The following is an 18,186-nucleotide window of genomic DNA, read 5'->3' on the forward strand; positions in this document are numbered from 1 at the left end:
CATGAGGGGCGTCGGGGTTGTTCAGGGCGACGGGACGCCGGCCAGCGTCAGAAGGAGGTCTTTTACCTCGGTCGCGTCGATCTCGTCGCGTGTGGGTCCGGGCCGCGAGCAGATGAGGACGGGGCTGTCCTGCGGGTCGTCGGGCAGACGGCCGTGGCTGCCGCGGACGCCGGAGGGGTCCAGGGGGACGGTCCGGATGCGGTAGCGCATGCCGAGCTTCTTGCGGGCGACCTGCGCGGCGGCGCGGGCCTTCACACCGGGCACGGTGGGGTCGTAGAGGAGTTCCGCGGGGTCGTAGCCGGGCTTGCGGTGGATCTCGACCTGGCGGGCGAAGTCCGGGGCGCGCTCGTCGTCCAGCCAGTAGTAGTACGTGAACCAGGCGTCCCGCTCCGCCACGGCGACCAGCTCTCCCGAGCGTTCGTGCGCGAGCCCGTGGGCTTCCTTGCCTGCGGCATCCAACACCTGTTCAACGCCTGGTAGTTCACCGACGACCTTCGCCACCGCGTCGGTGTCGGCGGGGTCGCGGACATAGACGTGTGCGATCTGATGGTCGGCGACCGCGAAGGCGCGGGAGGTCCATGGGTCGAGGTATTCCATGCCGTCCTGGGTGTGGACTTCGAGCAGCCCGGCCCGGCGCAGGGCGCGGTTGATGTCGACGGGCCGGGAGGCGGGCGCGATGCCGTACTCGCTGAGGATCACGACCGTGGCGTCCTCGCGGCGGAAGTGTTCCAGCAGGGGGCGCAGCGCGTCGTCAAGGCGTCGTGCCTCGCGGGCGGACCGGGGGGAGCCGGGTCCGGAGCGCTGGGGTTCGTAGTCCAGGTGCGGTACGTAGACCAGCGTCAGGTCGGGCCGGTGCTCGTCGAACACCTGCCGGGCCGCGGCCAGGATCCACTGGCTGGAGGGCAGGCCCGCGTTGGGTCCCCAGTAGGTGAAGAGCGGGAAGGGGCCCAGGCGGTCGGTGAGTTCGCCGTGCAGGGAAGGCGGCCAGGTGTAGCAGTCGGGTTCCTTGCGGCCGTCGGAGTAGTAGACGGGGCGCGGGGTGACGGTGAGGTCGACGTCGGCGCCCATGGCGTACCACCAGCAGATGTTGGCGACCTTGTAGCCGGGCCTGGCGCGGCGTGCGGTGTGCCACAGTTTCTCGCCGCCGACCAGGGCGTTGTGCTGGCGCCAGAGGAGGACTTCGCCCAGGTCGCGGAAGTACCAGCCGTTGCCGACGACGCCGTGCTCGGCCGGCGTCGTACCGGTCAGCAGGGTGGACTGCACGGAGCAGGTCACGGCGGGCAGCACGGTGTTGAGGCGGGCCTGGAAGCCCTGTGCGGCGACGGCCGAGACCGCGGGCATGTGGCGCAACAGGCGTGGGGTGAGGCCGACGATGTCGAGGACGACGACTCTCGTCATGGGGAGGGCTCCTTCCGGGTATGTGCGCTGGGTTCTTCGGCGAGGCCGAGCTTCCTGAACCGGTCACGGGCCCAGGCGAGTTCGGCTGCGATGCCGGCGACGAGGCTCTCCCGGTCGTGCGGTCGCAGGTGTTCCGGCAGGACCGACCAGGTGTAGGTCTCGACCTCGACGTGGTCACAGACGGTCTGCGGACCGCCGAGCAACTCGCGTAGACAGGTGGTCAGTTCGGCTGTGGTCGTACGTAGCGGCGGCTCCGGCTCGGCGTGCAGGGGGGCGTGGAAGTGCACCCGCCAGGCGGAGCCCGGGTCGAGCTCTGCGGCCAGCGCGTCCGGAAGGTCGTCGACGCCTGTGACGGCGCCCTGCGGTGCCGTGCGGGTCTGGTGCAGGAAGCGGGGTTCGGCGAACCGGGCCAGGGCGCGGCGCGCCGCGGGGTCGGCCGGGTCGTCGGCCTGCAGGGCGCTGGACGCCTGCACCTTGACCACCGGGAGACCGGCATCGATGAGGCGGTTCAGTGCTTCGGCCGGTTCCTCGAACTGGACGGCGAGGTGGCAGGTGTCGAGGCAGATGCCGAGTCGCTCGGGGTCCACTCCCTCGAGTTCACGGACCGCCTGAACGGTGTTCTCCACCACGCAGCCGGGTTCGGGCTCGAAGCCGACCCGGATCGTACGGCCCGTCTCGCGCTCGACGCCGGCCAGTTCGGCGGCGAGCAGGTCCAGTGCCCGGCGGGCGTGATCGCGTGCCGTCACCGGCCAAGGGGTGCGCCAGGCGAGGGGCAGTGTCGACACGCTGCCACGGCGGGCGTCGTCGGGCAGTAGCCCCGCCAGCACACGGGCACAGTCGACGGTGTAGCGCAGTCGGGCGGGATCGGTCCAGTCGGGCAGGTAGACGTCCTTCTTGACCACTTCCCGGTGGAATCCCTCGTAGGGAAAGGCGTTGAGGGTGACGGTCTCCAGGCCGCGCGCGGTCAGTTCGGTGCGCAGGCGGTGTACGGCGTCGGGCCGGGCGGACAGTTCGGTGACCACGTCGCGGGCCAGCCACAGACCGATGCCGAGCAGGTCGGTGCCCAGGGCTTCCCGGACGGGCTCGGCGTAGGTGGCGAGTTGGTCGATGACTCCCTGGAGGTCCTCGGCCTGGTGGACGTTGCTGCAGTAGGCGAGGTGGACGGTCGTGCCGTCGGTGTGCCGGAAGCGCACGGCGTGGTCACTCTCCGCCGCGCTTGATCGAGTTGCCCTCGAACAGGGCCGTGTCGTCCGGCTCGACGTCCTCTACGTCCAGTCGGCCGCTCTGTCCGTAGAAGTCCACCGGATTGCGCCACATGACCTGGTCGACGGTGTCGTCGTCGAAGCCGGCCGCGAGCATCGTGTCGGCGGTCTTCCGGGTCTTGAGGGGATCGCTGCGCCCCCAGTCGGCGGCGGAGTTGACGAGCATGCGCTCGGTGCCGTGCTCCTTCAGGATCCGCACCATGCGGTCCTCGCTCATCTTTGTGTGCGGGTAGATGGAGAAGCCCATCCAGCAGCCGCTGTCGGCGACCATGGTGACGGTGAGCTCGTTGAGGTGGTCGACGAGGACACGCTCGGGCGGTATCCCCGATTCCCGGACCACGTCGAGGGTGCGCCGGGTGCCGACGGCTTTGTCACGATGCGGAGTGTGGACCAGCACGGGCAGTTCGTGCTGGATGGCGAGTTCGAGCTGGCGGGCCAGTGCCTCGTCCTCCTCGGGGGTCATGGAGTCGTAGCCGATCTCCCCGACGGCCACCACCCGGTTCTTGGCCAGGTAGCGGGGCAGCACGTCCAGCACGCCGGCGCAGCGCGGGTCGTTGGCCTCTTTCGGGTTCAAGGCGATGGTGCAGTGGTGGCGAATGCCGAACTGCTGCGCGCGGTACGGCTCCCAGCCGAGCAGCGCGTCGAAGTAGTCGGTGAAGCTCTCGACGGATGTGCGCGGCTGGCCGAGCCAGAAGGAGGGCTCCACGACGGCGCGGACGCCGGCGGCGTACATCGCCTCGTAGTCGTCGGTGGTGCGGGAGGTCATGTGGATGTGCGGGTCGAAGATGCGCATCATGCGGCTCCTGCGGACGCGGCAAGGGAGTAGGCGGCGAGGGCCCGTGCGGCCGCGGCGCGGCGCTCGGGGACGGGTGACTGGGTTTCGGCGGGCAGGCCGGTGGCCTCCAGCAGGCCGGGGTGGGCGCGTACGACGGGCCAGATGTCCTCGGGTACGTCACGGCCGGCGACGACCCGCTCGTGGGCGAAGCCGGCCAGCATGCGGGCGAGTTCGCGGTCGGCACGCTCGGCCAGGCCCGCGATCCGGTTGAGGGGAATGTCGCAGAAGACACACTTCAGGACGGCCTGCCGGTAACCGTCGTGGTCCAGATGACGGGCGGCGTACGGACCGGCGGCCGCCGCGATCAGATGTGTGTCGTTGGCCCGCAGCGCCTCGTGCACCAGGGGCAGCCCGAGATGGGCGAAAGCGGGGTCCGTGTCCTCCAGCAGGGCCAGCGACAGCAGCACTGCCCGCTGTTCGGCGGCGTCCCCGTGGCGGTACAGAGCGATGATCTCCGCGGCGAGCGCCGCCCCACGCAGCGGTAGCGCGGTCAGCAGCCGGGCACGGGCGGCGTCCGCCACCGTCCAGCCGTCGATGAGCTTGCCGCGCCCGCAGTGGCGGCCGGCGGCCGGAAACACGGCGCGTACGGCCGTCGGGTCCTGGCCGATCCGGGTGACGGCGTCGGCCAGCCAGCGCCGCGCGTCAGCGGTGAGATGTCGGTCGAGGTCGGCGGGAATGTGTGGATCCACGGCCAGTACCTCCTTCTCGGGGTGCGTACGGCAAGGGGCCGTACCGAAGTGGGGGGTGAACGATGTGACGGCAGGCCCTGGCGTCAGAAGTGCTCGGCGGCCTTGAGGAACTCCAGGGAGCGGCGGGCGACTTCGGGAGCGTTCAAGGACGCTCCTTGGATCTCCACCGAGACCGGCCCCTGGTAGCCGGTGGCCTTCAGGGCGGCCAGGACGGGCGGGAAGTCGATCTCCCCCGTGCCGAGTTCGAGGTGCTCGTGCACGCCGCGGCGCATGTCCTCGATCTGCACGTTGACCAGGTACGGAGCCGCCTTTTCCACACAGTCGAGCAGGGGCAGGTCCTCCACGCAGTGGGCATGGCCGATGTCGAGCGTGACGCCGAACAGCCCGGGGCCGCCGAGCCGGTGCCGCAGTTCCAGCACGCGTTGCACGGTGTCGACGAACATGTACGGCTCGGGTTCGAACGCCAGGGCCACGTCGTGCTCGCGGGCGATGTCCAGGACCTCTGCACAGCCCTCGGTCAGTCGCTTCCACGCCTCTTCCTCGGACATGTCCTGCGGTGCCGGTCCGCTGCACAGATGGACGGCGGGGGCACCCAGGTCGGCAGCGATGCGCACCGCGCGCGCCAGCAGGTCGACCCGCAGCTCCGAACCCGAGGCGGACATCAGGGTGGGCACGTGCTTGTGCCAGGGGTCCAGCAGGTACGGCGCCCCGGTCTCCACCATCGCTGCCAGACCGAGGTGGTCCAGCCGTCGTGCGAGGCGGTCGACCTGGCGGGGCAGGTCCGAGGCGAACGGGTCGAGATGTCCGTGGTCGAGGGTGAGCCCGACCGAGTCGTAGCCGAGGTCGGCGAGCACGGTCAGTGCGTCGTCGAGCCGATGACAGGTGAAACCGTTGGTCCCGAAGCCGAACCGGAGCCGTCCCGCGGACACTGGTACCGGGGTCATGTGGGCGACACCTTCCGCGCGAGTCGGCGCGCCAACGGGTGTGCCACGGCCAGGACACCGGCCGCGCGCACGGCTCCACCGCCCGCGGTGAGCGCCGCCTGAAGGGGCATCAACGACAGGATCCCGGTGCCGACGGCACTCCGGACGTTCGCCGCGGAGGGATCCTGTGCCGCACGCGCCTGGGCCGTGCCGTACGAGGTCAGATAGCCGAGCGCGCCGGCAGCCGCGCCGATCCGCGCGGTGCGGCCACGCCCCCGTGTCCACGGAAGTGCTGCCGTAGCCAGGCCGGCAGCGGCACTGGAGCCCAGCGTGGCGGCGGGCACCGCGCGCGGCGCTCCCGACACCTCGTGACGGCTCAGGGCCGTGACGGTGTAGGTGTGCGCGCCGACCAGCAGCGCGGCCGGGAGGGCCGGCACCGTACCGCCGGGCGGCGCTCCGGCCAGTACGTTCAGCGCCCGCGCGCCGGCCATCGCGGCGGGGCCGGCCAAAGTGGACTTCAGACGCAGGTCGTACGCCCACACCAGCCCGGTCAGCGGGAGGGCCGCACCGAGCGCCCGCCGACCGCCGGCCAGGGCTGCGAGGCCGAGGCCCGCTGCGGTGAGCCCGCACGCGGCGGTCAGTGCCGTGCGCCGTGGAACACGGCCTGAAGGTATGGGGCGTTCGGGACGCTCGACCGCGTCGACGGCCGCGTCCGCGAAGTCGTTGAGCGCCATCCCCGCCCAGTACAGGGCGACGGACGACGCCATGGTGGCGACGATGCGCAGGCGGGGGGTCCCGCCGCCCGCGACGGCGCCGGCGAGAACGTCACCGGGCACGCTGAGCGCTGCGGGCATACGAATGAGGTCCGCCAGATCGGCGAGGCGGAGGGATCGAGGAGAGCCGTTCGGGCCGAGCATGAACTGACCCTACGGTAAATAATTGAGACTTCACATATCTTCCGGTTGTCACTCCTGTGAAGAAACTGTGCACAGGAATGCCGTCGATCCCGCCGCCGTCAATGCATGCCGCCTCCTCCATGCCGCCGGACGAACCGCCACTCCTGCGAGCCGTCTTCGGCCGCCTTCTGCAGGGTCAGTGCCGCGCCGCGGGAGGCGCCGGTCAGGTACAGGTCGGTGCTCCTGACAGCCTGGAACCTGTAGTAGCCGCCGCCGGCCCTGATGAGGTTCCACGTGCCGGTGGAACTGTTGTCGACCCACTGACCGATCTTCTGGCCGACCGTGGCGTTTCCCGTCCAGATGGCTGCCGCACGGCCGCCCGACTCGTTGAGCAGGGTGACGCCCCCGTTGGGCTCGGTGGTCACGTGCCAGTACTGGGTGTCCTTGTTCGCCGCTGCGCCCGCATCTTCGAGGAGTACGTCGGGTGCGTCCCCGTTGCCGATGTTCGCGTCGTTGGTGTGGTTTCCCGTGCCGATCACCTGGCCGGTCGCACGGTTCACCAGCTGGTAGTAAGCGCCGGCCGAGTGGCCGAGGTCGATCTCGGCATAGCGAATCGTGGAGGTGTCCTGGTTGTTGAGGACGGCGATGCGGCCGGTTCCCTGGACGTACTGCAGGTTTCGGCTGTAGGCGGCGGGCGAGGTGGTCTGGTACTCCTTCCACACGCCGTCGCCGCGTCCGCTTTCGTTGACCCATACGTCGCCGCTGCCTGCGGCGTTGTACACGAGAGGACCGTCGGGAAGCCGCACGACCACGGGGCTGCCGCCCGTCGCGAGAGGCCGGGAACCGGCGGCGACCGGTAGCGAGGTGACGGGCTCGCCCGTTGCGGAGCCGCGTCGGAAGCGGAGCGGGTCGTCGGCGAGTATGTACCTGGTGTTGGTCCCGCCACCCCAGTACTCGAAGGTGAGCAGCCACTTGCCGTCGGTTGTCGGGACGACGTCCGCCATACCCGGCCGTCCGCCACCGATCTCCGTCTTGCCGCCTCCCCTGTCCTGGGTCAGGCCCGCGACGTCAACGACGGGTTCGCTCCACTGAGCAGTGCGCCCGTTCCAGGTCCGGTGGACGAGGACCTGGCCGTGGGAATCCGGCGCGGTGTCGTTGGCGGGGTCCACGGTGGGCACGCCAGTGACAGGGTCGAAGCCCGTGTAGTCGTTCTCGTCGGAGTAGTAGCAGACGAGCATGCCCTGGTAGACCATCAGGTACGGCTCCCACAGGGGGTCCACCTGCTGGTGCGTGTTGGCCTGCGCAACGTTCCGGCCGATCGCGCCCGCGCTGCCTCCCTGCCACCCGCCTGCAGCGATGACCTCGATGACGTTCCAGGTCAGGCCCTGGTCGGAGCTGGGGTAGAGGGCGATCGCGAGGTCGCTGCGGTCTCCGTCGTCGGACGGTGTCCAGTTGGGGTCGGCTGCTTTGTGCTCGCGGTAGAAGTGATCGTCGCCGGAGACGACGCTCGCCAGGAGCAGCGTGCCCGCCTTCAGCCTGCCGACGTTCTGCGGGAGCACGTAGAGGTAGGGGTTCGTCCAGTTGCTGGTGTACTTCGCGTACCGGGGGTCCTTGGAGAGGTAGGCCGGTGGTTCGACCTCTGAGAGCGGCTGCCATGTCGTGCCGTGGTCGTCGCTCTTGTAGACGGGGAGGGTCTCTCCGTCGGCGCCATCCGTCTGCGGTACGACGGTGGCCTTCTCGAACGCGGCGACCAGGCGCCCGCTCGGCAGCTGCGCCGACTTCGGGTAGATCGCGCAGTTGCCGCGTCCCTTCAGGCAGGGTTCGTTCCCGAGCTGGTAAAGGATCCCGCCCGTCGGGTTGTACGCCCGCGCGCCGGCCATGGGCACCGCCACGATCGCGGACGCCGCGATGAGACACCCCAGGGTCTTGCCGAGTCTTCTTCCGCGCATGTCCTCTCCTTCCAGAGAGGGCCCGGCGCCCGCCCTCGTCCTAGGGCGTGTATCGGAAGTGGATCAGGTCGTAGTGGCCAGTTCGACGAGGTGCCGGGCTGTGCCAGCAGGATCGATGATCTGATGGAGGTGTGCGCCGGGCAGGTGTGCCACACGCCAGCCGCGTTCGCGCGCCTCGTCGGCAAGGTCGTCATACGGAGGACCGAACAGCAAGTAGGAGCAGGGATGATCGTCCCAGCCGTCGGGGACCGGGATGTGCTGCTCGTAGTAGGACAGCGGCAGGGTCGGCTGCTCCTCAATGACTGTCTGCCGCATCATCGGATCGGAGAACATGGGTGCGACGTCTGCCTCGTCCCACCAGTCGGTCCAGCGCGGCAGCCTGCCGTTCACGGCCATCGGGCGGAGGAACTCCATCAACTCGGGTGAGGCGACAGGGGTGGGCCCGGTTCGGGCCGGTAGCGCGGCATCGACGAAGATGGAGCTGGTCACCGGATGGTCGAGGCCCGAGCGAATCGCCGGGAGAAACAGGCCAGCGTTGCTGTGTGCCACCAACGCGAGGGGGCTGCCGGCCGGGACCTGTCGGAGGTCGTCGCGGACGGCGTTGACCATGCGGGGCCAGAAGGGCGGAGCACCGGCGCCTACGTTCAGCAGAGACGGTACCCGTACCTGGTATCCCGCCGCCGTCAGGTGTTCGGCCACAGGGTGCCAGGTCGAGGGGCCCACGGACGGGCTGTGCACGAGAACGAAGATCGGCTGCATGTGACGATCCTGTCGCCCCTGCCATCGGAGCCGCGACTGTCTTGGCTGACAGCAGAACGTTGGCTTTGAAGAAGCTCACGCGCCGCCACGACACGGCCGTTTACAACCATTCGTTGATGGCGGCGACGAGGACGGTGGCCTCGTAGCGGACGGCGAGCCTGTCGTACCGCGGTGGCCACGGCCCGGTGCCGTTTGAGGCGGTTGATGCCGCACTCGACCGCGTGCCGAGCCTTGTAGTCCTGCGGGTCGAACTTCGGCGGCCGTCCGCCGCGCGCGCCGCGCTTCTTGCGGTTGCGGGCCTGGTCGGCCTTGTCGGGGATGGTGCAGCGGATCCCGCGTCGCCTCAGGTAAGCGCGGTTCTTCCGGGAGGCGTACGCCCTGTCGGCGCGCACACGATCGGGCCGGGTGCGCGGCCTGCCCGTCCCAAGACGCGGGACACGGACCTTGTTCAGGACGGGCTCGAACTGCGGGGAATCGCCCCGCTGTCCGGCCGTGATCACGATGGACATGGGCTTCTGGCCCTGTTCGACGGCCAGGTGCAGCTTGGTGGTCAGGCCGCCGCGCGAGCGCCCGAGTCCATGGTCGTCCGGCTCGACGGTGACGCCGCCGGGCGGCTCCTTCTGCAGCTCCCCCTTTTGCGGGCCCCGGCGGCGTGCTGGTGGGCCCGGCACACCGTGGAGTCGACGTTGATGTCCCAGGTGATCAGCTCTTTCGAGTCAGCCTGGGATTGGAGCTCGGTGAAGATCCGATGCCAGGTGCCGTCCCGCTGCCAGCGGCGGAACAGGTCGTACGCCCGGCCCCACGGCCCGTACTCGGCGGGGAGGTCCCGCCACGGGATGCCGGTGCGGACCCGGACAGATGGTCGACGGCCGTCCTGCGGCCGTAGCGCTTGGTGAGTTCGCTGACTTCGATCACGGCACCCACACTGCCGAGAGGAACCCCGTCCGGGCATGGGGCCGTGGGCGGCAATCATGCGGCCGGATTGAACCGTGGGCGTACGTCCCCGGGCTGATGCCGCGCTGTTGGTGGTCCGGCTAGTCTCACGGAGTGAACCCCATGACAACCATTCCGTTGCCTGCGCGCGTCGCGCACCTCGGCTTTGTTCCAGGGAGGGGACACCACCGATGACGAGAACCAAGGCCGTGGCCTGGGCGGGGGGTGCCTCCTACCTCCTCGTGATGGGTCTGCTGGTGGGGGCCGCACCGCGGGCATCGGCACGGTCCACGGTGTCGGGGCGCTGCTGGCTGTGAGCCTGCTCGTCGGTGTGGTGCGACGGATGCCGCTGCTGGCTCTGGTCATGGCACTCTTCGGATCCACTGCTGTGGTGGTGGGCCCTCCGAGTTCCGCCCATGAGAGCCGGGCGGCGTCATATCAGGGCCAGTTCCTGTCGTATCTGGCGGTGGACCTCGTTTTGGGCTTCATCGTCGCCACTTGCGCACGGCGCGCTTCGACTGTTGCTGTGGCCGTGTCTTTCACGGTGCAACTCCTGGTGATCGGCGTCCTCGCGCACGGAGACAGTCTGGCCGTCAACGGGGTTATCGCCCTTCCGGCGTTGGCCGCATCCTGCATGGCCGGTCTGCTGAGCCGCGAGCGTCGAGAGCACGCGGTGGCGCTGCGGGCACAGGAGGTGGCCGAGGCAGTGACCACCGAACGGCTGCTGATCGCACGGGAGTTGCACGACATGGTCGCGCACAGCATCGGCATCATCGCGATCCAGGCCGGGGTGGGCAGCCGGGTCATCCAGACCCAGCCGGCCGAGGCGCGCGATGCCCTGCGCGCCATCGAGGCCACCAGCAGAGAGACCCTGTCGGGCTTCGCCGCACGCTGGTGTCACTCCGTCAGGCCGACCGAGGCGCGACCGCCTCGGAGCAGTCACCGCTCGCACCCACGCCGGGGCTGGCGGATATCGAACGGTTGGCGGCAGCGACCGCGGGCGCAGGGGTACGCGTCGACGTGCGCTGCACCGGGGAGCAGCGTCCCGTGCCGGCCGACATCGACCTGTCCGCCTACCGCATCGTGCAGGAGGCGCTGACCAACGTGGTCCGACACGCGGGCATCGAGCGTTGCCGGGTGACCATCGACTACAGAGACGAGGAGCTGTCCGTGGAGGTCGTCGACAACGGGCGCGGCGCCACCGAGGAGGGCTCGGCCCACGGCTTCGGCCTCATCGGGATGCGGGAACGAGTCGGTCTGCTGGACGGTCACCTCAACGCCGGGCCGCGCCCTGAGGGCGGCTTCCGGGTGGCGGCCCGGCTGCCGCTGCCCGCGTCCGTCGAAGTTCCGGTGGAGGCCCGATGACCGTCCGTGTGGTGCTCGCCGACGACCAGCCGTTGGTTCGGTCCGGTCTACGCGTGATCATGGCCGACTACCCCGATCTGGAGGTCGTCGGTGAAGCCGCCACTGGCGCTGAGGCCGTCCAACTGGTCAGGGATGCCAGCCCCGACGTCGCGGTCATGGACATCCGGATGCCCGGCATGGATGGGATCGAGGCCACCCGCCTGATCACCGCCGGTCCGGCAACCACACGCGTCCTCGTCCTGACCACCTTCGACGAGGACGACCATGTCTACGGCGCGCTCCGGGCCGGCGCGAGCGGCTTCGTGGTAAAAGACATGGCGCTGGACGACATCCTCGCGGCGATCCGCGTGGTCGCCTCTGGTGACGCGCTGATCGCGCCGGGTGTGACGCGCCGTCTGATCGCGGACTTCATCGGGCGGCCCGCAGCTGTCCCGGAGCGCTCCCCAGGGCCGGTCGAGGGCATCACCGAGCGGGAACGGGAAGTACTGACCCTGGTCGGACGCGGCAGGTCGAACACCGAGATCACCGAGGACCTCTTCATCACGGTGGCCACTGCCAAGTCACACGTTTCACGGCTGCTCACCAAACTGGGCGCCCGGGACCGGGTCCAGCTCGTCATCACCGCCTATGAGACGGGGCTCGTCACCCTGCCTCGCTGATGGCGTCCCCGGCCCCCATGGTGAAGCCGGAAGTACCCCCGTCGCTCACGTCTCGTGTACGAGCCGCCGAAGGACCGATACCACGCCATTCCACTGCGGCAGTACACAGGACTGACCGGTCCCGGGCTGGCTCAGTGAGCCTCCGCCAACTTGAAGTCGCAGGTCAAAGGGCTGGTGTGATCGGTTCTCGGAGTGCTCGTGCTGGTCGCAGGCGTGAGTCCGCGCGGTAGATCGTCCGTCTGGTTTCGGCGGAGGCGGCTGCGGGGCAGTCAGCGCGTTTCAGTACGGTTCCTCCATGGAAGATCAGCGTCATCAGGATGGGGCCAGTGTCCAGCTGGGCAGCGAGCAGGCCGCCGTGCCTGACGCCACCATGGTCGGGTGGACCGCGCCGGAGATGACCGTGTTTGCGTGCGCTGCCTGCGGCGCTGCGCTGACGGGGCCGCTGAAGCGTCTGTCAGCGGTGCCCGAGGCTCCCGACTACGCCTGGTGGGAGGCGGAGGAAATGGGGCCATCGCCGGCCACAGTGCCGTCCGGCTGCTACGCGATCGAGACGGAACCGTACGGCCCGCCTCTCGTCGTTGCCGAGGCACCCGGCCCGGTGATGCCACGGCACGGAACTCACTACAACCTCGACGGGCAGCCACTGGTCTCACAGGGGCCACGAGGCAATATCGTCATGAACCCGGATGACTGCCGCGGGTTGACGACGCGGCACGCCTCCGCCGCATGCTGCGGGGCGACTCCCGATGGGGGACTGAACCAGGTCTGCGCCTGCGGGACACTGGTCGCGACCCTCTGCTCTGACTGCTGCCTGCCATATGAGTTGCACCTCTCACCCGACCACGTGCGGGCCTTGTCATTCCCGAGCCCCGGCTCCAACCTGACTGAGTGAGCCCGCGCGCCGCGACTTGAGTCAGAACCGCATCTCGCCTACGAGCCATCCGTCAGCGGTTGGGTTGCCGGTTCTCGCTCCCCGTGGGCGGGTGGTCTTCTGCGATCCGGTGCATGCTGGATGCCGAGTTGCTGGAACGGATCACCGCGCGGCGCGCGGAGCTGGAGGAACTCGAAGAACAGCTGGCCAAACAGCTGGCGGAAGTGCGGGCTGAGCGGGACGAACTCGCCGTCGCCGAGCGTGTCCTTGAACGGATGACCGGGCAGCTCGCCGAGGAACGCGCCTCCACCGGACCAGTGCCCGGGGCAGGTGGCCGGCCGGGCGGTGATGCTGATCCCGCACCGCGAACCGGATATGGAGGAGAACTCGCTCCCGTGGGACTACCAGCGCATCATCACCGCCGTGCGGCAGGCCGCCGGACCGGTCATGGCGAGCGCGGATTCCGACATTCCCGCAGGACCCAGTGCTCACGGGACCGTGGGCCCTACAAATCAAGCCGTTTACGGGCGAACCCATTCGTTTCGGCTTCCTCGCCATGGTGGTGGAGGATGCTGCCGACCGTTTCAGGCCGACGACTCGGGCACCGATATCTGGAAGGTGACGAGCGATCATTGCCTTGAGTTCACCTGTCCACACTGGTGCAGCATGAGCAAGACCCCCGAGGACCACGTCGGCGCTGACGGCGGTGATGTAACTCGGGTGCTGCACATGGGGCCTACAGCGGGCCCCACCCTACCCCACCACGGCCTGATGGCACGCCACGTCGGGTTCGATATGAGCCTCTATGCGTACTCGCTGCCCAACGGTGATCCAGGTCGCCCCTTCGTTCGGTTCGCGGATGACGACGACACGGAGGCCGACTACTTCGATACGCACAGCGTGGAGTCGTTGCGGGAGTTCACGGACACCCTCATCACCTCCCTGGCCGGGTTGGCTCATTTCACGTATGAGATCCAGGCGTGGGATCGGACAGCGAACAGTACGGAGCGGGCTTGGGACGCGGCAGCCCGGCGTCATCGGCCGTGCCAGGGAAACGCGGGTCAAGCAGAGCCGTGTGCCCTGTGCGATCCATCTTCAGCCTCACCTGCTGAGTTGCAGTGGCTGGAGCTGATGCGCTCCGTAACGTGACTCATCCAACCCACCACACGTCGTACACCTCGATGCCGACCGCGTGCGCGGTGAAGGCGATCCATGAGCGCCGCCCGAAGTGCGCGGCTCCGTCCCAGCCCCCAGGCGCCGGCCACGTCTCCCGCCGGACCAGCGCAGCGGCGATCGTCTCCATCACATCGCTGCGGCCGTCGTCCGGTAGCTGGGCGAGGGCGTCTTCCGCTCGGATCGCCAGGTCCACGCTGTACGTCATCGTGCTCCCCGTGATGGTGATCAGCTGGGGCAGCACGGTATGCCCAGGCGTCGCAGCGCGCGCAGCTCTGTGGACAACCCATGACCGGGGCCGTTCAAGCGGAGTTTCGGCGATCGCTCCGAAGCCGGCGGCGGCGTGCGGCGAAGGCGCGGTTTCGGTCGCGGGTGGCAATTGATCAACCCGTGGGGTCGCTGTCGGTCATGGCATCGGCTGCTTGGCAAGCGGCGGAGAAGGGTCAGCCTGCGCCTTGGGTCCGTAGTGGCGGATGAGCCCCTGCCGGCAGGGAGAGCACACGATGGGGAAATAGCGGAGCAGTGGTGGTACGGCGGCGGCTTGGTGTCTTGAGGGGCCGATGCGCTGCGGCATCTCGTTCATGGAGTCTTCGCCATCTTCGAACATGCAGGTCGGAGGCTCTGGCATGGCGCTCGATCGGGATACTCATGCTGATCTCGGGCGGGAGTCTGCGGTCTTGATTATCCGTCATGTCATCAGTCGAGGCTGTCACATTTGGGTCATTGAACCCAACCCAGCCAGCCGGGTTGTTAATGTCAAACAGCCACTCGCGGCGGCGCGGCCCGAAGGGCACATCAGCCCCCAGCGTCATCTCCCGGTGCGGTACGCTCTCGCGGCCCACCGCCTGCGACGGCGTCCGCGAGGGCCGCAGCCAGGTCTCCGTTGTATGTAGTGTGCGGAAATGACAAGAAGCGAGCGACTCGCGGACCAGCTGGATCGGCACTGGCAGAAGAACCTGCGTCCGCGGCTGCACGGTCTTGCCGATGAGGAGTACTTCTGGGAGCCGGTGCGCGGCTGCTGGAGCATCCGCCCACGTGGCACGTCGGCCGCACCGATGTCGAAAGGTTCGGGGGAATGGACGATGGACTCCGCGTCCCCTGACCCGGTGCCGGCGCCGGTGACCACGATTGCCTGGCGGCTGGCGCACATCATCGTCTCCTGCCTGGGCTATCGGGTCGGATGGCACTTCGGCGGCCAGGACGTCGACTCCCAGACATTCGCCTACGCGGGGACCGCTGACGAGGCACTGAAACAGCTCGATGAGATGTACGGGAGATGGAACGCGGGGGTCCGCGAACTCTCGGACGCCGACCTGGAGAATCCGCCCACGGTGGGTCCCGAGCGGTTTCCCATGGAGGGCATCGTCCTGCACGTCAACAAGGAGCTGATCCATCACGGCGCCGAGATTTCCCTGCTGCGCGACCTCTACCGCTGGCAGGACGGAGCCGTACCGGGCCGAATATGACTTTCCGGTAACCGGCGATCGAGCTTCGGAAACCTACGTGGACTCCGTGACGCTCCATGGCTGCGAGCTTCATGCATCCGAAGGTACGTCCGGGTCCTCGTCCGGGCAGGTCGAACGAGGGTAGCGTTGCCTCACGCGACGTCGACACTCGGTATCCGGCCGGCAGAAGTTGCAAGCCGTGATGGTTGGGTCTGTGAGGTCGGCCCGCGCCTCGTCAGGTCTGATCCGATGCGGCGTGCCCTCGATCATGGTGCAGTCGGCCATGTGGATCAGTGTGGGCTCCGGGCCCATCGGGGTGGGCTTCTGCTGGACGACGAACCCGACTGGGACCTGCGCTTGGGCCAGGGCGGGGAGCCCTTTGGCTCCTTTGACTGGCCGGCTTGGGCGTATCAGGGGGCCCGGAGGCGCCTCAGCTTGGCCCAGTGCAGCCTGCACGGCATCCCGTTGGAGCCGCAGATACGTGCCGACGGTCCTGATATCGGCGAGCTGCTCGTCCAGGTGCACGGCGACGGCAGCATTGTCGGCGAGCTGCTTGTCGAGGTGCGCGAGGATCGCCCGGAGTCGGCGGGAATCACGCGGCAGCGGCGGGTCAAGCGGCGGTTCGGACATGGCGTGCACCGTGCAGCGCCGCCCAGCCGGCCGACCGCCGCCCCTGCCAGCACGGGTGAAACAGCACTTGAGACGACAGGCAGATCAGGCGCCGCCGGAGCGCGGTTCGCGGACATACGGCAAGTTGCCGGTAGGTGGCGTGCCAGTCCTTCTGCGCCTGGGCCAGGTCATCGGGGATCTGTCGCATGAGCCGAATTCGAGCACTTGTGCGATTAGTCTCGCTAGTCGTCGTGCAAGCCATGCGAAGCCGGTCGCTCGAGAAGATGCGTCGCAGGGAAGAGGAGCGATTCTCAGCGAAGGCTGCTGACGGCCCCGATCGGTACGCCCGGAGCAGAAGATCCGCCGCGTTCGAGCCAGCGATCGACCCAGGCAGGTACGGAGAGGGCAAGCTGCTGCCGGGCCGCGTAGAGCGATGGGCTTTGCTCCGGGATCCACTTCAGACGGTCGCCGCGGCGATGGATGGCGCGCACCTCCAGCACTCCAGGCCACTCGCACAAGTTGGCGGTGATGGTGGTGCGCTGCTCGCTGTAACCGGGCGGCAGATGGCAGTTGCAGTGGTCGTCCAAGGCAGTGAGGGGCAGGCCCCAGCCGGGTGCCGCGAGCAGCGACACCAGCCGCCGGTGGCCGGTGGCGCCGTGGCCTTCCGCGAACGTGGGGTCGATGATCCGGCGTTCGCCAACGGCGCGTCCGTGGTGGCCGAGCCAGCCCGGTCACGGCCAGCGGGACCCCTAGGGTGCGGATCAGGCCGCCCCGGCGCAGCAGCCCGCTGGTGAGCCGCACGGACGCAGGTGTCGCACGCGGCCGAAGGCCGAGCGTCAAATGGAGGGCGCCGATGCCGGGGTGTACTCGAACCAGTCGAAGGCGACCGCGCCCTCGATGGCGTACATACCGATAACACGGCCGGTGAAGCCGCAGGCGACCTCGGTGGACAGGTAGCGCCCGTCCAGTTCGACGAGTGGCTGGGCGTCCGGGGCGTCGGGATCGCCGAGCCAGAAGGCGACGGTGTCAGGGCCGGTGGTCCCGCCATCGGTGAGTTCGGGCGACGCGGGCACAAGGTCGGACGTGCGGATGGCGACGGTGAGGGTCAGCGGTCCGGACGGGACCGGGCGGCTGGCCACGGTCTGGCGCAGCGGACCGATCCGGGCGACGACGCCGGCCTGTCCGTTCCCGACCTCCAGTTCGTAGTGGTGGGCTTCGTCCAGGTGCACGCTGAGACCGCCGCGTCCCGTACCCGGGTCGATCGCAGCGGTGACGCGGCAGTCGTGGTGTTGCTGGCGGCGGCCGACGAAGGTGTACCCGGGGCGGTCGAGGGTGACGCCGGTGGCTCTGAGGGCCAGCCAGCCAGGGCGCTCGGTGAGCGACCAGGAGCCCTCTGGGCGGGTGAATGGTGAGACCCAGTGGGGCGCGAGAGCGGACTCGTCGAAGTCGTCGCGGGCGGGTAGGGGCGGAACGGGGTGCCAGACCCCGCCCGGGGCCGCGTGACTCTCGGGAACGGGCGCGACGACAGGCCAGCCGTCCTCGTCCCACTCCACGGGGGTCAGGAACGTCTCGCGACCGAGCACGTGCACGTCGGGTGTGAAGCCGCGGGGCCGGACGCCGAGCAGCACCATCCACCAACTGCCGTCGGTAGCCTCCACCAGGTCGGCGTGGCCGGTGTTCTGGATGGAGCGGCCGGTACCGCTGTGGGACAGCAGAGGGTTGGCGGGTGCGCCTTCCCAGGGGCCGCGCGGCGAGCGGCCGCGGGCGATGGACACGCTGTGGCCGCGTTCGGTGCCGCCTTCTGCGATCAGCAGGTACCACCAGTCGCCGATGCGGTAGAGGTGCGGAGCCTCGGGGTACTTGAGGCCGCTGCCCGACCACGTGGCAAAGGGCCCCTCCAGCACCTCCCCTTTGACCGGGTCGATCCTGGCCATGTTGATGCCGCCTTCGGGCCCGGAGAAGGCGCACCAGCAGGTGCCGTCCTCCTCCCAGGCCAGATCGGGGTCGATCCCGGTCAGGTCGATCCACACCGGGTCGCTCCACGGCCCCTCGGGCCGCTCGGCCGAGACGACGAAGTTGCCGCCGCCGTCGATATTGGTGTTGATGACCCAGTAACGGCCGTCGTGGTAGCGGATCGTGGGGGCGTAGAGGCCGCCGGACGCCTTCGCCCCAGGGAGAGGCAGCGGCAGTTGCTCGGGCCGGTCGAGCACGTTGCCGATGCACTCCCAGTGCACGAGGTCCTTGCTGTGGAAGAGCGGCAGCCCGGGGAAGTACTCGAAGCTGGAGCACACCAGGTAGTAGTCGTCACCGACCCGGCACACGCTCGGATCGGGGTGGAACCCGCTGATCACAGGGTTGTCGTACGTAGGCACAGAATGTGTTCCTTTCGGGCCGCCTGGCGTCGTGGAGCGAGTCCAGGA

20 protein-coding genes and 1 pseudogene are annotated in these 18,186 nt (G+C 69.1%); 7 read left to right on the forward strand and 14 right to left on the reverse strand.

Translation table 11 applies throughout. The features are described from left to right. Nucleotides 1–21: 21 nt before the first annotated feature. The 9 genes and pseudogenes from IE277_RS41100 to IE277_RS41140 form a co-directional block, all read right to left on the reverse strand. A complete protein-coding gene (locus tag IE277_RS41100; protein WP_189958833.1) occupies nucleotides 22–1,398 on the reverse strand; it encodes an alkaline phosphatase family protein in 1,377 nt (458 codons plus the stop codon). Continuing rightward, nucleotides 1,395–2,591 carry a metabolite traffic protein EboE gene (gene eboE, locus IE277_RS41105; protein ID WP_189958834.1) on the reverse strand — a complete coding sequence of 399 codons (1,197 nt, stop codon included), beginning with the start codon at nucleotides 2,589–2,591 and terminating at the stop codon, nucleotides 1,395–1,397. The genes IE277_RS41100 and eboE overlap by 4 nt, the downstream gene beginning before the upstream one ends. 7 nt (nucleotides 2,592–2,598) lie before the next feature. After that, the gene (locus IE277_RS41110; RefSeq protein WP_189958855.1) at nucleotides 2,599–3,453 is read right to left on the reverse strand and encodes a TatD family hydrolase; all 855 of its coding nucleotides are present in this window, start codon (nucleotides 3,451–3,453) and stop codon (nucleotides 2,599–2,601) included. Next, nucleotides 3,453–4,184 carry an EboA domain-containing protein gene (locus IE277_RS41115; protein ID WP_189958835.1) on the reverse strand — a complete coding sequence of 244 codons (732 nt, stop codon included), beginning with the start codon at nucleotides 4,182–4,184 and terminating at the stop codon, nucleotides 3,453–3,455. The genes IE277_RS41110 and IE277_RS41115 overlap by 1 nt, the downstream gene beginning before the upstream one ends. Nucleotides 4,185–4,267: 83 nt before the next feature. Continuing rightward, a complete protein-coding gene (locus tag IE277_RS41120) occupies nucleotides 4,268–5,128 on the reverse strand; it encodes a sugar phosphate isomerase/epimerase family protein (RefSeq protein WP_189958836.1) in 861 nt (286 codons plus the stop codon). Then, nucleotides 5,125–6,024, reverse strand: coding sequence for an SCO3242 family prenyltransferase (locus IE277_RS41125; protein ID WP_189958837.1), 900 nt, complete (start codon nucleotides 6,022–6,024; stop codon nucleotides 5,125–5,127). Before IE277_RS41125 ends, IE277_RS41120 begins: the two co-directional genes overlap by 4 nt. Nucleotides 6,025–6,122: 98 nt before the next feature. Beyond that, nucleotides 6,123–7,952, reverse strand: a complete 1,830-nt coding sequence (locus IE277_RS41130) for an RICIN domain-containing protein (protein ID WP_189958838.1) — start codon at nucleotides 7,950–7,952, stop codon at nucleotides 6,123–6,125. Between the two features lie 63 nt (nucleotides 7,953–8,015). After that, nucleotides 8,016–8,561: an alpha/beta hydrolase gene (locus IE277_RS41135; protein ID WP_229882379.1), complete on the reverse strand. Its 546-nt coding sequence runs from the start codon at nucleotides 8,559–8,561 to the stop codon at nucleotides 8,016–8,018. 250 nt (nucleotides 8,562–8,811) lie between these two features. After that, nucleotides 8,812–9,564 (reverse strand): annotated as a pseudogene (locus IE277_RS41140) (IS5 family transposase); the annotation flags it as partial. 271 nt (nucleotides 9,565–9,835) lie between these two features. Between IE277_RS41140 and IE277_RS49050 the strand changes: the two are divergent. The 6 genes from IE277_RS49050 to IE277_RS41160 all read left to right on the forward strand — a co-directional run bounded on the left by IE277_RS49050 (nucleotide 9,836) and on the right by IE277_RS41160 (nucleotide 13,688). Continuing rightward, nucleotides 9,836–9,961: a hypothetical protein gene (locus IE277_RS49050; RefSeq protein ID WP_268252720.1), complete on the forward strand. Its 126-nt coding sequence runs from the start codon at nucleotides 9,836–9,838 to the stop codon at nucleotides 9,959–9,961. After that, entirely contained in the window at nucleotides 9,958–10,743 is a 786-nt protein-coding gene (locus IE277_RS41145; protein ID WP_229882380.1) for a histidine kinase, read from the forward strand. Before IE277_RS49050 ends, IE277_RS41145 begins: the two co-directional genes overlap by 4 nt. Continuing rightward, complete coding sequence (locus IE277_RS48240) at nucleotides 10,692–11,009, forward strand: ATP-binding protein (protein ID WP_229882381.1); 318 nt, start codon at nucleotides 10,692–10,694, stop codon at nucleotides 11,007–11,009. The genes IE277_RS41145 and IE277_RS48240 overlap by 52 nt, the downstream gene beginning before the upstream one ends. Next, nucleotides 11,006–11,668, forward strand: coding sequence for a response regulator transcription factor (locus tag IE277_RS41150; protein WP_189958840.1), 663 nt, complete (start codon nucleotides 11,006–11,008; stop codon nucleotides 11,666–11,668). Before IE277_RS48240 ends, IE277_RS41150 begins: the two co-directional genes overlap by 4 nt. 295 nt (nucleotides 11,669–11,963) lie before the next feature. After that, a complete protein-coding gene (locus IE277_RS41155) occupies nucleotides 11,964–12,560 on the forward strand; it encodes a hypothetical protein (protein WP_189958841.1) in 597 nt (198 codons plus the stop codon). A 645-nt stretch (nucleotides 12,561–13,205) separates the two neighbouring features. Continuing rightward, entirely contained in the window at nucleotides 13,206–13,688 is a 483-nt protein-coding gene (locus IE277_RS41160) for a hypothetical protein (RefSeq protein WP_189958842.1), read from the forward strand. Nucleotide 13,689: 1 nt separating this feature from the next. Here the strand turns inward: IE277_RS41160 and IE277_RS41165 are convergent, their stop codons facing one another. Then, nucleotides 13,690–13,920 carry a hypothetical protein gene (locus IE277_RS41165; RefSeq protein ID WP_189958843.1) on the reverse strand — a complete coding sequence of 77 codons (231 nt, stop codon included), beginning with the start codon at nucleotides 13,918–13,920 and terminating at the stop codon, nucleotides 13,690–13,692. Between the two features lie 694 nt (nucleotides 13,921–14,614). Between IE277_RS41165 and IE277_RS41170 the strand changes: the two genes are divergently transcribed. Beyond that, complete coding sequence (locus IE277_RS41170; RefSeq protein WP_189958844.1) at nucleotides 14,615–15,178, forward strand: DinB family protein; 564 nt, start codon at nucleotides 14,615–14,617, stop codon at nucleotides 15,176–15,178. Between the two features lie 69 nt (nucleotides 15,179–15,247). Here IE277_RS41170 and IE277_RS41175 read toward each other — a convergent pair whose 3' ends face one another. The 4 genes from IE277_RS41175 to IE277_RS41190 all read right to left on the reverse strand — a co-directional run bounded on the left by IE277_RS41175 (nucleotide 15,248) and on the right by IE277_RS41190 (nucleotide 18,138). Next, nucleotides 15,248–15,787 carry a DUF6233 domain-containing protein gene (locus IE277_RS41175; RefSeq protein WP_189958845.1) on the reverse strand — a complete coding sequence of 180 codons (540 nt, stop codon included), beginning with the start codon at nucleotides 15,785–15,787 and terminating at the stop codon, nucleotides 15,248–15,250. Beyond that, a complete protein-coding gene (locus tag IE277_RS41180) occupies nucleotides 15,768–15,974 on the reverse strand; it encodes a DUF8825 domain-containing protein (protein ID WP_189958846.1) in 207 nt (68 codons plus the stop codon). Before IE277_RS41180 ends, IE277_RS41175 begins: the two co-directional genes overlap by 20 nt. Before the next feature lie 103 nt (nucleotides 15,975–16,077). Beyond that, nucleotides 16,078–16,398, reverse strand: a complete 321-nt coding sequence (locus tag IE277_RS41185) for a hypothetical protein (protein WP_189958847.1) — start codon at nucleotides 16,396–16,398, stop codon at nucleotides 16,078–16,080. Between the two features lie 204 nt (nucleotides 16,399–16,602). After that, complete coding sequence (locus tag IE277_RS41190; protein ID WP_189958848.1) at nucleotides 16,603–18,138, reverse strand: glycoside hydrolase family 43 protein; 1,536 nt, start codon at nucleotides 18,136–18,138, stop codon at nucleotides 16,603–16,605. Nucleotides 18,139–18,186: the final 48 nt, after the last annotated feature.

It is taken from the genome of Streptomyces alanosinicus, assembly GCF_014650595.1.
GTDB lineage: Bacteria > Actinomycetota > Actinomycetes > Streptomycetales > Streptomycetaceae > Streptomyces > Streptomyces alanosinicus.

Coding starts and splice junctions, on each gene's coding strand:
- IE277_RS41125 (WP_189958837.1), bottom strand. CDS start 6,024: ATGCTCGGCCCGAACGGCTCTCCTCGATCCCTCCGCCTCGCCGATCTG.
- IE277_RS41130 (WP_189958838.1), bottom strand. CDS start 7,952: ATGCGCGGAAGAAGACTCGGCAAGACCCTGGGGTGTCTCATCGCGGCG.
- IE277_RS41110 (WP_189958855.1), bottom strand. CDS start 3,453: ATGCGCATCTTCGACCCGCACATCCACATGACCTCCCGCACCACCGAC.
- IE277_RS41180 (WP_189958846.1), bottom strand. CDS start 15,974: ATGCGACAGATCCCCGATGACCTGGCCCAGGCGCAGAAGGACTGGCAC.
- IE277_RS41155 (WP_189958841.1), top strand. CDS start 11,964: ATGGAAGATCAGCGTCATCAGGATGGGGCCAGTGTCCAGCTGGGCAGC.
- IE277_RS41135 (WP_229882379.1), bottom strand. CDS start 8,561: ATGGTCAACGCCGTCCGCGACGACCTCCGACAGGTCCCGGCCGGCAGC.
- IE277_RS41175 (WP_189958845.1), bottom strand. CDS start 15,787: ATGTCCGAACCGCCGCTTGACCCGCCGCTGCCGCGTGATTCCCGCCGA.
- IE277_RS41160 (WP_189958842.1), top strand. CDS start 13,206: ATGAGCAAGACCCCCGAGGACCACGTCGGCGCTGACGGCGGTGATGTA.
- IE277_RS41170 (WP_189958844.1), top strand. CDS start 14,615: ATGACAAGAAGCGAGCGACTCGCGGACCAGCTGGATCGGCACTGGCAG.
- IE277_RS41120 (WP_189958836.1), bottom strand. CDS start 5,128: ATGACCCCGGTACCAGTGTCCGCGGGACGGCTCCGGTTCGGCTTCGGG.
- IE277_RS41165 (WP_189958843.1), bottom strand. CDS start 13,920: ATGACGTACAGCGTGGACCTGGCGATCCGAGCGGAAGACGCCCTCGCC.
- IE277_RS41100 (WP_189958833.1), bottom strand. CDS start 1,398: ATGACGAGAGTCGTCGTCCTCGACATCGTCGGCCTCACCCCACGCCTG.
- IE277_RS49050 (WP_268252720.1), top strand. CDS start 9,836: ATGACGAGAACCAAGGCCGTGGCCTGGGCGGGGGGTGCCTCCTACCTC.
- IE277_RS41150 (WP_189958840.1), top strand. CDS start 11,006: ATGACCGTCCGTGTGGTGCTCGCCGACGACCAGCCGTTGGTTCGGTCC.